The sequence below is a fragment of the Rhodopila globiformis genome, from assembly GCF_002937115.1.
GTDB classification, from domain to species: Bacteria; Pseudomonadota; Alphaproteobacteria; order Acetobacterales; family Acetobacteraceae; genus Rhodopila; species Rhodopila globiformis.
The window spans coordinates 1-12,909 of the sequence record NZ_NHRY01000232.1; the positions used below are offsets into that span (position 1 = coordinate 1).

Consider the following 12,909-nt stretch of genomic DNA (forward strand, 5'->3'; position numbering starts at 1 on the left):
CGCAGGAATTTCGGCCGGTTCGGCTTGGCGGTGTGGTTGTGATGCGTCAACGAGCCCGGCGCCTCGCTCGACACGCGCTCGACCACGCTATCATCGATCACCGCGTACCAGACCGGCGGCTGGAACAGCATCGTCAGCACCTCCAGCAGAGCAGCCCAGAGCCGCAGCCACGACCAGCGCCCCTGCTCGAGGAACCAGTAGTATGTGCTCCAGCCGCGCGAGAGGCCGCCTGCCAGGATGGCGTCGGTGACGTGGCCCCCCTTGGTGACGGCCGCGCCCAGCAGCAGGTCGAGGAAGGTGACGCGCGCCCGCGCCGGCACGGCGGCGGTGATGCGCGCAATGATGCTGGCCAGGACGGGAGGGATGGGGGGATGGGACATCGGCTGAACCTTTCGCGATGACGCTCGTTGAGCCTCAACGCGACACCGGGGGAAGGTTCGTCATGGCCGCCGATCCCGCGATTCTCAAACGCATCCGCGGCTGCCCGTTCGCCCGCGGCGGGCGCGTGCTGGTGCGCTTCCGCGCCAACGGCTACAGCCTGTTCGCCCGCCGCTCCGGCGAACCGCTGGCGCGGCTGCGGCTGACCGGCAATGGCGACGAGGTCGTGCTGCTCTACCCCTCGCACCGCGGCGGCTGGGGCGCGCTCGGCGACTTCGGCGCCGACGTTATGCCGCTCGACGAAGCGCTCCAGTGCCTCAGCGACAACCCATACTTTCTGGAATTGCGCCAGACATTCGGGTGAGCCGCGTCAGCGTATCGATACGAAAAGCGAAGGCCGTTCCCTGGAAACTACAGAACCGAATCTAAACCATTTGCAGCGCATGAATGGGGTTCGGTTCATCAGTATTGTCTGCTCCCTTCAGTGTGTCGGAGGCAATCATGCGTCGTAGAACTCTGCTCATGTCGGCCGGCGCGGCGGCGCTGGGTCTTGCCAACGCCGCGGTCCCTGCCGCGGCGCAGGACGTGCGCACGCTCCGGTTCGGCACTGCGCTGCCAGCGGACTCGCCCCCGGGCGCCGGCGCCAGGGTGTTTGAATCCGAGATCCGGCGCCGCACCGGCGGCCGGTTCAGAACCGAGTATTTCCCCGACGGCATGCTCGGCAGCGAAAGCGCGATGCTGAAGGACCTCCAGCAGGGCAGGCTCGACATGGCCTTCATCACCGGCGCGGTGTTGCCCGAGGTGGTGGTGGAAACCGGCGCCTTCAGCCTCCCGTTCATCTTCGATGGCGTCGCTCACGCGCGCGACATGCTCGACGGGCCGATCGGCCAGGGGTGCCTGGCGCGGTTCCGCGACAGCAATCTCGTCGCCCTGGCCTGGGGCGAGAACGGGTTGCGGCATATGACGAGCGCGACGCGTCCGATCCGGACGCCGGACGACCTCAAGGGCGTGAAGTTCGGGGTGCCGCAGTCGGTGTCAGCCGTCATCGGCTTCGAGACACTCGGGGCGAATGTCAGCCCCGTTGCCCTGCCGGAGCTTTACGGCGCCCTGGAATCGGGCCGCCTCGATGGGCAGGAGAGCCCGATCGCCACCATCCAGGCGACGAAAATCTGGCGGGTGCAGAAATACCTGACGCTCAGCGGCCACATCTATGATCCGGCGGTCATCCTGATGTCGCCGAAGGTCTTCGATGCGCTGTCGCCGGAGGATCAGGCGGCGTTCGCCGAGGTTGCGACGCTCGCGGCCCTGGCCTCGCGCCGCCATGCCGCCGGCAGCCAGACCGAGGGCATCGAGCTGCTGAGCCAGGCCGGCATGGAGGTGGTTCGCACGATCGACCGCGCGCGGTTCATCGCCGCCCTGCAGCCGGCGCAGCCGAGGTTCGAGGCCATGTTCGGCGCGGGGCTGGTCGGCTGGATACGCGACCAGAATATCGCCTGAGAGCCCGAAATCAATCGACTTTTCAGGCGATTCAGAGCCTGTATGACTGGGTTCCGCTGTCACAGGCGGCCGATGATTTGCGCGCCCACGGCATGGACAGGCCATGCCTGCGGTTTGGCTGATTGAGGGTCGCCGGCGGCCGGCGTGCGGACGTGTAACCACAGAGTTGGCCAGTCGATGGCGCCGGCACCGCGATGGCGGAAAATGGGCGAGGGGTCCGTTGCCCCTCCGTCATGGCCGGGCGTGTCCCGGCCATGCCGGTGAGGGAGAAGCCCTTCCTCCGCCAATCCGCTTTTCCTGATACACATGGGGACCGGCCATGCGCAACGGCAACACCCGCACAGACCGGGCAATGTCCCCCTGATGCCCTGTGGCCCTCCACAGTCCTCAGCTTCTTCTCTGTGCGAACAGATGTGCGCCATCAACCACGCTGTCCCCGCCGGGGACGCACCATCGGGAGCGCGGCCGTGCCGGAACGGGGACAGCCCGATTCCTCCTCTACGTCGCCGGCGTCGCCAGCCCAGGGGTCTCGAACAGCCCGCTCAAGGCCCGCTCCTGCGGACCCCGTCCGACCAGGACGAGGCCATCACCGTCCTCGATGACCGTGGACGGTTCAGGGCCGAGGATGGAATCGCCGTCGTGGCGGTTGAGCTGCACGATGAAAAACGCGCCGTTCGCCGCCTGCTCCACCATCTCGATCGTCTTGCCGGCGACCGGGCTGTTCGGTTCGACGACCACGACGTCAAGGTCGAGCCCGAGGGCGACCAGCACCTTCTCGAAGTCCTTCATGCAGTCGGTTTCGCGGATGAACCGCGCGGCCTCGGGATACAGGATCATCTCGGCGATGCGCTCGGCGCCGATATGCGCGGGCAGCACCACCCGGTTGGCGCCGGCCTGGATCAGCTTGCTCTCGGTGCTGGGCAACTCACCACGGGCGATGATGTCGAGCTTCGGGTTCAGGCTGCGGGCGCTGAGCGTGATGAACACGTTTGCCGCGTCGCTCGACAGCACCGTCGCCAGCGTCCGCGCGTGGCGGATGCCGGCCGCCTCCAGCGTCGCCTCGTTGGTGGCGTCGGCATGCAGGCACAGGTAGCCCTGGTCGCGCGCCCGGGCCACCTCGGCCTCGCCCTGCTCGACGATCACGAACCGCGTGCGGGCGATGCGCAGTTCCCGCGCCAGCATGGCCCCGATGCGTCCGAACCCACAGATGATGACATGATCCCGCAACCGGTCGATCTGGGTGGTCATGCGTTTGAGCCCAAGTATCTGGTTGATCTGGTTGAGCGTGATAAACTGCACCAGCGCGCCGGTCAGGAAAATCATGCCGGTGCAGCCCAGCACGATGACCGCGATGGTAATCCCGCGCAGCACCGCCGTGTCGATCGGCATGGTCTCGCCGTAGCCGACAGTGTAGACGGTTATGATGACCATGTACAGGGCGTCGCCGAACGACCAGCCGTCCAGCATGTAGCTGACGACGCCCAGCGTCATGACGACGATCATGTACAGCACACCGAACGTCAGGTTGCGCACCGGCGACCCGAACAGGGTATCGGACGCCATGCCAATGCGAAGCGGCTCGAACATGCTAGGCTGTGGGTTCTGGCGCATGGCTTGATGTCCGTCGATTACCGCACGCCGGCGCATCGTTCACAAGCACGAATGGCGGCTGCCGCCCCGGGTTGTTGGAAACAGCGTGATGGAATGGGACTCTCCCGCGATTGTGCTTGATGCCCGGTTATACGGCGAGGGCGATGCTGTCGCGACTGTAATGACCGAGGCGCATGGCCTGCACCGGGGACTCGCCCGCGGCGGCGCCTCACGCGGGAAGGCGGCGACCTGGCAGGCGGGCAATCTGGTGCATGTGCGCTGGACCGCGCGGCTCGCCGATCAGCTTGGCAGCTTCAGCGGCGAACTGATCCACCCGGGCGCGGCGCAGGCGATGCAGGAGGCGCTGCCGCTGTCGATGCTGACCTCGGCCTGCGCCGTCGCCGAGGGCGCGCTGCCCGAGCGGGTGCCGCAGCCGCGGATCTTCCACGGGCTGCTGGGCCTCATCCCGCGCCTGCCGCTGGGCGAGAGCGTGCTGGAGGACCTGATCCGGTGGGAGCTGGTCCTGCTGGCCGAACTTGGCTACGGGCTGGACCTGTCGGTGTGCGCGGTGACCGGGCGGCGCGACGGTCTGGAACTGGTCTCGCCGCGCACCGGCCGGGCGGTGACGCGGGAAGGCGCCAGGGACTGGGCGCCAAAGCTGTTGCCTTTGCCTGAGTTCCTGGTATGTTCTGACCCGGCATCCCGTACGGGGGATCCGGTCGCCTGGCGGGACGGGCTGCGCCTGACCGGGCATTTCCTGGCACGCGATGCGTTCGGCCACCAGCATCGGCCTCTGCCGCAGGCGCGCCAGATGCTATACGACCGAGTCTCGGCGCTGGCCGAACAGTTTGAGAAGGGAATCGCACCAACCCATGCCGGATGACCTGATCGGCGCCATCCAGGAAACCCACCTGAAGGACGCGCTGTCCGAGCGGTACCTGGCCTACGCGCTGTCCACCATCATGTCGCGCTCGCTGCCGGATGTGCGCGACGGGCTGAAGCCGGTGCACCGGCGGCTGATCTACGCCATGCACCAGCTGAAGCTGGACCCGACCGCCGGGTTCAAGAAATGCGCCCGCGTCGTCGGCGACGTGATGGGTAAGTACCACCCGCATGGCGACGCCTCGATCTACGACGCCATGGTGCGCATGGCGCAGGAATTCGCCGCGCGCTACCCGCAGGTGGAAGGGCAGGGCAACTTCGGCAACGTGGACGGCGATAACCCCGCCGCCATGCGCTACACCGAGGCGCGCCTGACCGAGGTCGCCCAGGCCATGCTGGTCGGCATCGACGAGGACGCCGTCGATTTCCGCCCCACCTACGATGGCGAGGAGCAGGAACCCGTCGTCCTGCCCGGCGCCTTCCCGAACCTGCTGGCCAACGGCGCGGCGGGCATCGCGGTCGGCATGGCGACCTCGATCCCGCCGCACAACGCCGGCGAGGTCTGCGCCGCGGCAATCCACCTGATCCGCAACCCGCAGGCGACCACGGCCGACCTGCTGAAGCACATGCCCGGCCCGGACTTCCCCACCGGCGGCGTGCTGGTCGAGGACGCGGCGGCAATCCAGGCGGCCTACGAGACCGGCCGCGGCGGCTTCCGCATCCGCGCCAGGTGGGAGGTGGAGAAGGGCAAGCACGGCACCTGGCAGGTGATTGTCACGGAAATCCCCTACCAGGTGCAGAAGTCCAAGCTGATCGAGCAGGTCGCCCAGCTGATGGAGGAGAAGAAGCTGCCGCTGCTGGGCGACATCCGCGACGAAAGCAGCGACACCATCCGGTTAGTGCTGGAGCCGAAGACCCGCGGCGTCGAGCCGGACGTGCTGATGGAGACGGTGTTCCGCGCCACCGCGCTGGAAACCCGCTTCCCGCTGAACATGAACGTGCTGGACAAGACCCGCACGCCGCGGGTGATGGGCCTGCCGGAGGTGCTGCGCCACTGGCTGGACCACCGGCACGAGGTGCTGGTCCGCCGCTCCAACCACCGGCTCGCCGCGATCGATCGGCGGATCGAGATTCTGGACGGCTACCTGCTGGTCTACCTGAACCTGGACGAGGTGATCCGCATCATCCGCGAGGAGGAGCAGCCCAAGCCGCGGCTGATGGAACGGTTCAGCCTGACCGACGTGCAGGCCGAGGCGATCCTCAACATGCGCCTGCGCAGCCTGCGCAAGCTGGAGGAGATGGAAATCCGCAAGGAGCACAAGTCTCTGACCAAGGAACGCAAGGACCTGCAGGCCCTGCTGAAGGACGAGTCGCTGCGCTGGACCCGGATCTCCGAGGAGATCGAAGGCATCGGCAAGAAGTTCGGCGCCGGCCCGCTGGGCACGCGCCGCACCGAGCTTGGCGCTGCGCCGACGGCGGTGGAGGTGAACTTCGAGGCGCTGGTGGAGCGCGAGGCGATCACCGTCATCCTGTCGGAGAAAGGCTGGATCCGCGCCGTGAAAGGCAGCGTCGCGGACCCGGGCGAACTGAAGTTCAAGGAAGGCGACAAGCTGAAGCTGCTGCTGCCCTGCCAGACCACCGACCGCCTGACCCTGCTGGCGACCAACGGCAAGGCGTTCACCCTGAAGGCCGGTGAACTGCCGCGCGGCCGCGGCGACGGCCAGCCGGTGCGGCTTCTGGCGGAACTGTCGAACGAGGACGACGTCACCGCCCTGTTCCTGGCGGCGGAGGGCGGCCGCTACCTGATCGCCTCCAACACCGGCCGCGGCTTCATCGTGCCGGGGGGCGAGCTGGGCGCGGAGCGGCGCACCGGGAAGCAGATCCTGAACCTGAAGCCGGGCGAGGAAACCGTGCTGTGCGTGCCGTGCGAGGGCGACCATGTCGCGGTCATCGGCGAGAACCGCAAGCTGCTGGTGTTCCCGCTGGACCAGGTACCCGAGATGGCGCGCGGCTCGGGGGTGATCCTGCAGCGGTACAAGGATGGTGGGCTGGCGGATGCGAAGGTGTTCAAGCTGGCTGACGGGCTGAGCTGGCGGCTGGGCGACCGGGTGCGGACGGAGACCGACCTGCGTCCCTGGCTGGCGGAACGCGGCACGGCCGGGCGGATGCCGCCGAACGGGTTCCCGCGGACGCCGCGGTTCGGGTAATGGTTCGAGCCAAAATAAACGATCCATTTCCGGCGGCGCGCATCGGCGGCTCAACGTCATGGCGGCCGCAGAGCCGCCATCCACGCCTGGCGGTGCCGATCAGCCAAAGGCATGGATGCCGGGCCTCCGCCCGGCATGACGATCGGGGCAGGCTGCGCCACTCCAAAACGGTACCCCAACCTAGCTGCGGCTTGCTGTAAGTTAGCGCCTATGGGGCGTATCTCGGTGCCTGAACACGCTGACCGGCTGATGGATACGGGCGGGCGAAACGGCGGCCTGTTCGACACATAGGGTAAATGAAGTCATTCAACCCTTTGGTTTTATAGCAAAGGTCCACAGATGCCGCCCCGATGCGCCGGGTCATTTCCCAGGGCCATGTCGGGAAACGCCGCTAGCGGGTTCCGCTGGCACGCCCTTTTTCGGCAGCCTTCACGCGCTGCCAGCCTTCCTCCATCTGATCCAGCGCCAGTTCCGACAGACTCTTCGCCTCTGCGGCAAAATCCCGCTCCATCGCGTTGAAGCGGCGCACAAACTTCTCGTTCGCATGCCGCAGGCATTCCTCCGGGTGCAGGTCCAGCTTGCGTGCCAGGTTCGCCAGCACGAACAGCAGGTCACCGACCTCGTCCTTCAGCCGCTCCGGTTCGGCACCGGGCAATTCGGCGCGCAGTTCCTGGATCTCCTCGTCCAGCTTCGCCAGCACCTGCTCCGCATCCGGCCAGTCGAAGCCGACCCGCGCGGCGCGCCTGGTCAGTTTCTCGGCGCGGGTCAGGGCGGGCAGGGCGACCGACACCCCGGCCAGGGTCCCGCTCTGGCGGCGAGCGGCGCGTTCGGCGGATTTCTGCACCTCCCAGGCGGCGGTCTGCTCGGCGGCGCCGCGCGCGGCGGCTTCACTGAAGACGTGAGGATGGCGGCGTATCATCTTGTCGCTGATGCATTTCGCCACGTCGGCGAAGCCGAACAGCCCTTCCTCCTCTGCCATGCGGGCGTGATAGACCACCTGGAACAGCAGGTCGCCCAGCTCATCCGGCAGGGACGTGAAATCCCGCTGCGCGATGGCGTCGGCGACCTCGTAGGCTTCCTCGATCGTGTAGGGCGCGATGGTGTCGAAGCTCTGCTCCTTGTCCCATGGACAACCCGTGGCCGGGTCGCGCAGCGCGGCCATGATGTCGAGCAGGCGGCGGATTTCGGCTTCGGCCGAGGCATCGGGTTCGGACATAGACGGCGGATAGTGAAGCCGCCCCGCCGATGCAAGGCGTCACGACGTCTTAGGGTGCCGGCGCAAGCCGGGTTGCCCGTTGCGGCGTGCCGCCAGGCCAGCGGTCGCTCGCCGCCGGCCGAGGCACGCCGGCCCGTCGGCGGAACAACCCTCCGTTGCTCTGGCCAAACCCTGTGGGTGCGCCAAGATACCGTTCATGCCTCACCCCGAAACCTGGCTGAAGGTGCTGCCCAACGGCCTGTACTGCGAGCCCGGCGGGTTCTACGTCGACCCGCTGCGGCCGGTGGACCGTGCCGTCATCACGCATGGACATGCCGATCATGCCCGGCCCGGCCATCGTGCCGTGCTGGCGACCGCCGATACGCTGGCGGTGATGCGGGCACGGCTGGGCGAGGGGAACGCCGGCCACACCCAGCAGGCGCTGGGCTGGCACGAGCCGATCGGTCTGGGCGACGTCAAGGCCTGGCTCAGCCCGGCCGGCCATGTGCTGGGCAGCGCCCAGGTCGCGATGGAATACCGCGGATCGCGCGTCGTGGTCAGCGGCGACTACAAGCGCACGGCTGACCCCACCTGCGCCGGCTTCGAGCCGGTGCCCTGCGACGTTTTCGTCACCGAGGCGACCTTCGCCCTGCCGGTGTTCGTGCACCCGCCGCCCGCGCAAGAAATCCGCCGGCTGCTGGACAGCGTCGCCCTGTTCCCCAACCGGACGCATGTCGTCGGCTGCTATGCGCTGGGAAAGTGCCAACGCCTGATCGCGCTGCTGCGCCAGGCGGGATGGGACAGACCGATATGGCTGCACGGCGCCCTGTCCGCGATGTGCGCGCTCTACCAGCAGCGCGGCATCGACCTGGGCGACCTGCGCCCCGCCACCGTCGCGGCGAAAGCCTCCCTGATCGGCGCCATCGTGCTCGCGCCTCCGGGCGCGATCGCCGATCGCTGGGCGCGGCGGCTGGAGGATCCGGTGGTGGCGCTGGCCTCCGGCTGGATGCGGGTGCGGCAGCGGGCGAAGTCCCGCGGCGTGGAACTACCGCTGGTGATCTCCGACCACGCCGACTGGAATGAGCTGAACGCGACCCTCGACGACGTCGCCGCGCCCGAGGTCTGGGTGACGCATGGCCGCGAGGAAGCGCTGATCCACGCCGCCGCGCAGCGCGGCATCCGCGGCCGGGCGCTGCGCCTGCTGGGCTACGGCGACGAGGACGACGGGGAACCGGCCCATGGGGACACCACTCAGGGGGACACCACTCAGGGGGACACCACTCAGGGAGAACGACATGACGAAGCCGCTGGCCTTCACCTTCCGGGATGACGGGGCGATCCCGAACTCCCGCCTGCCGCTGCTGGTGTACCGCAACGCCGTGCCGGCCGACGCGGCGGCGATCGAGCGGCTGTTCGCCGCCAACCACTGGCCGCCGGCCTGGCGCGACGGGGTGTATCCGTTCCACCACTTCCACAGCACGGCACACGAGGTCCTGGGCGTGGCGCGCGGCGAGGTGGCGGTACTGTTCGGCGGCCCGGGCGGCGAGGTGCTGCGGGCACAGGCCGGCGACGTCATCGTCGTGCCGGCCGGCGTCGCGCATTGCCGGCAAGGGCAGACGGACGACCTGCTGATCGTCGGCGCCTATCCCGCCAACGGCCCGGGGCCGGACCTGCGGCGCGGCGATCCGGCCGAGCATGACGCGGCGGTCCGGGCCATCACCGCGGTGCCCGCTCCGGCGGCGGACCCGGTGCAGGGGCCGGCGGGTGCGTTGGCCGAGCTCTGGTCGCCGGTCCGGTCGGTTTGACATACGCGCGATATAGGATCATGGGAAACCAGCCATTCCGGCACGCGCCCGGAACAGGCCTCAACACTTTTCCCGGAGAGACCGTCCCGCGGACCGGGGGCCAGCGTATTTGGCCCTAGGATGCGGGCCGTGGCTGATTGAGCATAAGGAATCCGATGGACGTTGGTCAACGCGTGCGCCCGATGCGTCTGCGGCGCATGGGCCGGATGCCGCTGGTTTCGCCGAGGCTGTGGTGGCGCCGCCTGGTGTTCTGGGTTGGCGCCATCCTTGTCTCCTGTATCGCGGTGACGTTCGCACAGGCGGCGAACTGGGCGACGGAGGTATTCCTGCATGCCATTGCCGGCCGTGCCTGGCTGGCGTTCATCATCGCGCCCGCCGGGCTGGCGATCTCCTTCCTGCTGACCCAATACGTCTTCCCCGGCGCCCAGGGCAGCGGCATCCCGCAGACCATCGCCGCGCTGCACATGCACGACCAGGCCATGGTCGGCCGCGTCCTGTCGCTGCGCATCGCCGTGGGCAAGATCCTGCTGACGCTGCTCGGGCTGGCGTCCGGCGCGTCGATCGGGCGCGAGGGGCCGACGGTGCAGGTTGGCGCCTCGATCATGCACGCGCTGGGCAACCTGCTGCGGCTGCCGCGGCCGGAGTTGCAGCGGGCGCTGGTGCTGGCCGGCGGCGCCGCCGGCATCGCCGGTGCCTTCAACACGCCGCTGGCGGGGATTGTGTTTGCGATCGAGGAGCTTAGCCACTCCTTTGAAGCCAGGACGTCAGGTACGGTCTTCACCGCCGTGATCATCGCCGGCGCGACGACACTGGGGCTGGTCGGGAACTATACCTATTTCGGCCAGACCTCGGCAGAAATCAGCAACGGGCCCGCCACGCTCGCGGTGATCCTGTGCAGCGTCGTCGGCGGGCTGGCGGGCGGGATCTTCAGCCAGTCGCTGCTGATCGCGGCGAAGGGCCTGCCTGGCGTGGCCGGTCGGCTGATCATGCGCTATCCCGTTGTTTTCGCGGCTTTGTGTGGTCTATCGCTGGCGGTCATCGGCTGGCTGTCCGGCGGCCAGACCTACGGCACCGGCTATGACCAGGCGCGGGCGATGGTGGAGGAGCACTCGGTCCTGCCGCCGGTCTATGCGGCGCTGAAGCTGGCGGCGACGGTGGTGTCCTATGTCAGCGGCATCCCGGGTGGGATTTTCGCGCCGTCGCTGTCGATCGGGGCAGCGATGGGATCGGTGCTGGCGCCGCTGGTGCCGAACGCTCCGGTGGGCGCGATGATACTGCTGGGCATGACCGCCTACTTCTCCGGCGTGGTGCAGGCGCCGATCACCGCCACGGTCATCGTCATGGAGATGACGGCGAACCAGAGCCTGACGATCCCGCTGATGGCGACGGCGTTCCTGTCGTTCGCGATGTCGCGGCTGATATGCCGGCGGCCGCTCTACGGTGCCCTGGCCCGGCGGTTCCTGGAGGTGCAGCGGCGGCATTAGGTCCGAAGCGTGTCACCGGACGCGGCAGCGCAGAGGGCAGGCGGCGGTGCCGATGGGGACAGGGCCGGGGCGGATTTGCCCTCGCATGTTTCAACACGGAAAAAGCGCGGAGAACCACGGAGCGCCACGGAGGGCTTTCGCGGCGCGGCGGCTGTGGAGTACGATTGGCCAGCGGCAGGATAATCAGGCGCTTCGCGCGAAGCGCCATATCTGCTTTTCTCCGTGGCCCTTCATGGTCCTCCGCGCTTTCTCCGTGTTGAAAATAAGTCGGTGAAGCCGCACCGCCCGTAGACGTTACGCACCGCCGACAGCCTGGCTGAGCGCCCCGCGAAATAGAGACAGTGGAACACCGGCTCGCCAGGTTCGTCTCCGGGGCCGTCCCGTCCTGATGCGCACCAGCCTCGCCCCACCCGCGGCGGAAAGCACCGCGTGGCACGGACTTGCGTGGCTGAGGCTACAGCGTCGAAAGCGCCTGACGCAGGTCCGCGATCAGGTCGTCCGGGTGTTCCATGCCGATGCTGAACCGGATCAGGCCGTCCGTTACGCCGATATGCGCCCGTGTCTCCGGCGGAATGCCGGAGTGGGTCGTCGAGGCCGGGTGGCTCGCCAGCGATTCGGTGCCGCCGAGGCTGACCGCCAGCTTGAAGATCCGCAGCGCATTGAGCAGGCGGAACGCCGCGTCCTGGCCACCCCGGATCTCGATGCTGAAGGTCGACCCGCCGCCGCTGCACTGCCGGTCGAACACCGTCTTCTGCGGCGAGCCGTCCGGCAGCCAGAACAGGGTATGGACCCGCTCCACCAGCGGGTGCTCGCGCAGGAACTCGGCGACGATGGTCGCGCTCTGCGTCGCGCGGGCCATGCGGAGAGACAGGGTTTCGAGCGAGCGGCCCAGCATCCAGCAGGAATGCGGATCAAGCTGGCTGCCGATGGCGCCGCGCAGGGCGCGGACCGGCTGCAGCGCCCGCCGCGACCCGATGGCGGCGCCGGCGATCAGGTCGCTGTGGCCGCCGACGTACTTGGTCAGCGAATACACCGCTATGTCGATGCCCTGTGCCAGCGGCTTCTGGAACACCGGGCCGAGGAAGGTGTTGTCGCAGACGATCAGCGGCCGGAGGCCCTGGGACCTGGCAAGACGGTCCGCGACTGCGCCGATCAGCTGGAAATCAACGAGCGTGTTCAGGGGATTGGACGGCGTTTCGATCATGATGACCGAAATCCGTCCGCGCGCGCTCGCCCGTGCTGCCGCGGCCGCCATGTCGGCTTCGTCGAGACCGTTGACGAACCCCTCGGACGCAATACCGAATGGAGTCAATGTCTTGCCGAGCAAGGTTTCCGTGCCGCCGTAAAGCGGCTGGCTGTGCAGAATGCAGTCGCCCGGCCTGGCATAGGCGAGAAGAGTCGTCGTGATCGCCGCCATGCCGGAGGCGAAGACGAGTGCGGTTTCACCGCCTTCATAGACGGCGAGGCGATCCTCGACGATCTCGCTGTTGGGATGGTTGAAGCGGGAGTAGATCAGTCCGGCGGACCCGTCGGCCGGCGCCGTCCTGCGCCCCGCCATGTAATCGAAGAAGTCGCGCCCATCCTCGGCGGTGCGGAACACGAAGGTGGAGGTCAGGAAAACCGGGGGCTTGACCGCGCCTTCCGACAGTTGCGGATCATAGCCGTAGCCCAGCATCAATGTCTCCGGATGGAGCTTGTGATTGCCAAGCCGATCGGCATGGGTTCGACCGCTGGTCATCCTCGTTGTCCGTTTGCTGCCTGGATGGTGGCTATACAGCACCCGGGCGGCCTCCCGGTAGCGCAGACTGGATGCGTGGCGGCGGGCCAGGCGGGAGGGCGGGCCGGTCCGTTGCCCCTCCGTCATAGCCTGG

At 68.1% G+C, this 12,909-nt stretch carries 11 protein-coding genes; 7 read left to right on the forward strand and 4 right to left on the reverse strand.

Features of this window, described 5'->3' with window-relative positions; translation table 11 throughout:
• Positions 1 to 380, reverse strand: a 380-nt coding sequence (locus tag CCS01_RS22570; RefSeq protein ID WP_146101904.1) for a transposase, incomplete at its 3' end; no start/stop codon positions are given.
• Positions 381 to 442: 62 nt separating this feature from the next.
• Between CCS01_RS22570 and CCS01_RS22575 the strand changes: the two genes are divergently transcribed.
• Entirely contained in the window at positions 443 to 742 is a 300-nt protein-coding gene (locus CCS01_RS22575) for a hypothetical protein (protein ID WP_104521021.1), read from the forward strand.
• Between the two features lie 137 nt (positions 743 to 879).
• Entirely contained in the window at positions 880 to 1,875 is a 996-nt protein-coding gene (gene dctP / locus CCS01_RS22580; protein ID WP_158258548.1) for a TRAP transporter substrate-binding protein DctP, read from the forward strand.
• Between the two features lie 498 nt (positions 1,876 to 2,373).
• Here the strand turns inward: dctP and CCS01_RS22585 are convergent, their stop codons facing one another.
• The gene (locus tag CCS01_RS22585; RefSeq protein ID WP_239992355.1) at positions 2,374 to 3,462 is read right to left on the reverse strand and encodes a potassium channel family protein; all 1,089 of its coding nucleotides are present in this window, start codon (positions 3,460 to 3,462) and stop codon (positions 2,374 to 2,376) included.
• 112 nt (positions 3,463 to 3,574) lie between these two features.
• On the opposite strand from CCS01_RS22585, the gene recO reads away from it, so the two are divergent.
• Together recO and parC are read left to right on the forward strand one after the other, a co-directional pair.
• On the forward strand, positions 3,575 to 4,348 hold the full coding sequence (recO, locus tag CCS01_RS22590; protein ID WP_104521023.1) for a DNA repair protein RecO: 774 nt from the start codon (positions 3,575 to 3,577) through the stop codon (positions 4,346 to 4,348).
• Positions 4,338 to 6,554, forward strand: a complete 2,217-nt coding sequence (parC, locus tag CCS01_RS22595; protein WP_104521024.1) for a DNA topoisomerase IV subunit A — start codon at positions 4,338 to 4,340, stop codon at positions 6,552 to 6,554. Before recO ends, parC begins: the two co-directional genes overlap by 11 nt.
• A gap of 391 nt (positions 6,555 to 6,945) precedes the next feature.
• Here parC and mazG read toward each other — a convergent pair whose 3' ends face one another.
• Positions 6,946 to 7,770, reverse strand: coding sequence for a nucleoside triphosphate pyrophosphohydrolase (gene mazG / locus CCS01_RS22600; RefSeq protein WP_104521025.1), 825 nt, complete (start codon positions 7,768 to 7,770; stop codon positions 6,946 to 6,948).
• A gap of 196 nt (positions 7,771 to 7,966) precedes the next feature.
• On the opposite strand from mazG, the gene CCS01_RS22605 reads away from it, so the two are divergent.
• The 3 genes from CCS01_RS22605 (at position 7,967) to CCS01_RS22615 (ending at position 11,038) form a co-directional block, all read left to right on the forward strand.
• Entirely contained in the window at positions 7,967 to 9,079 is a 1,113-nt protein-coding gene (locus CCS01_RS22605) for a ligase-associated DNA damage response exonuclease (protein WP_104521026.1), read from the forward strand.
• Positions 9,045 to 9,554: a cupin domain-containing protein gene (locus tag CCS01_RS22610; RefSeq protein WP_204848403.1), complete on the forward strand. Its 510-nt coding sequence runs from the start codon at positions 9,045 to 9,047 to the stop codon at positions 9,552 to 9,554. The genes CCS01_RS22605 and CCS01_RS22610 overlap by 35 nt, the downstream gene beginning before the upstream one ends.
• A gap of 155 nt (positions 9,555 to 9,709) precedes the next feature.
• A complete protein-coding gene (locus CCS01_RS22615) occupies positions 9,710 to 11,038 on the forward strand; it encodes a chloride channel protein (RefSeq protein WP_104521028.1) in 1,329 nt (442 codons plus the stop codon).
• A gap of 454 nt (positions 11,039 to 11,492) precedes the next feature.
• Here CCS01_RS22615 and CCS01_RS22620 read toward each other — a convergent pair whose 3' ends face one another.
• Positions 11,493 to 12,776 (reverse strand): cystathionine gamma-synthase family protein, encoded by a 1,284-nt coding sequence (locus CCS01_RS22620; RefSeq protein WP_104521029.1) that lies wholly within the window; start codon positions 12,774 to 12,776, stop codon positions 11,493 to 11,495.
• Positions 12,777 to 12,909: the final 133 nt, after the last annotated feature.

Bases quoted from the DNA above. Each gene is read 5' to 3' on its own strand.
- CCS01_RS22575 (WP_104521021.1), top strand. From the start codon at position 443: ATGGCCGCCGATCCCGCGATTCTCAAACGCATCCGCGGCTGCCCGTTC.
- mazG (WP_104521025.1), bottom strand. From the start codon at position 7,770: ATGTCCGAACCCGATGCCTCGGCCGAAGCCGAAATCCGCCGCCTGCTC.
- CCS01_RS22615 (WP_104521028.1), top strand. From the start codon at position 9,710: ATGGACGTTGGTCAACGCGTGCGCCCGATGCGTCTGCGGCGCATGGGC.
- CCS01_RS22620 (WP_104521029.1), bottom strand. From the start codon at position 12,776: ATGACCAGCGGTCGAACCCATGCCGATCGGCTTGGCAATCACAAGCTC.
- dctP (WP_158258548.1), top strand. From the start codon at position 880: ATGCGTCGTAGAACTCTGCTCATGTCGGCCGGCGCGGCGGCGCTGGGT.
- CCS01_RS22605 (WP_104521026.1), top strand. From the start codon at position 7,967: ATGCCTCACCCCGAAACCTGGCTGAAGGTGCTGCCCAACGGCCTGTAC.
- recO (WP_104521023.1), top strand. From the start codon at position 3,575: ATGGAATGGGACTCTCCCGCGATTGTGCTTGATGCCCGGTTATACGGC.
- parC (WP_104521024.1), top strand. From the start codon at position 4,338: ATGCCGGATGACCTGATCGGCGCCATCCAGGAAACCCACCTGAAGGAC.
- CCS01_RS22610 (WP_204848403.1), top strand. From the start codon at position 9,045: ATGACGAAGCCGCTGGCCTTCACCTTCCGGGATGACGGGGCGATCCCG.
- CCS01_RS22585 (WP_239992355.1), bottom strand. From the start codon at position 3,462: ATGTTCGAGCCGCTTCGCATTGGCATGGCGTCCGATACCCTGTTCGGG.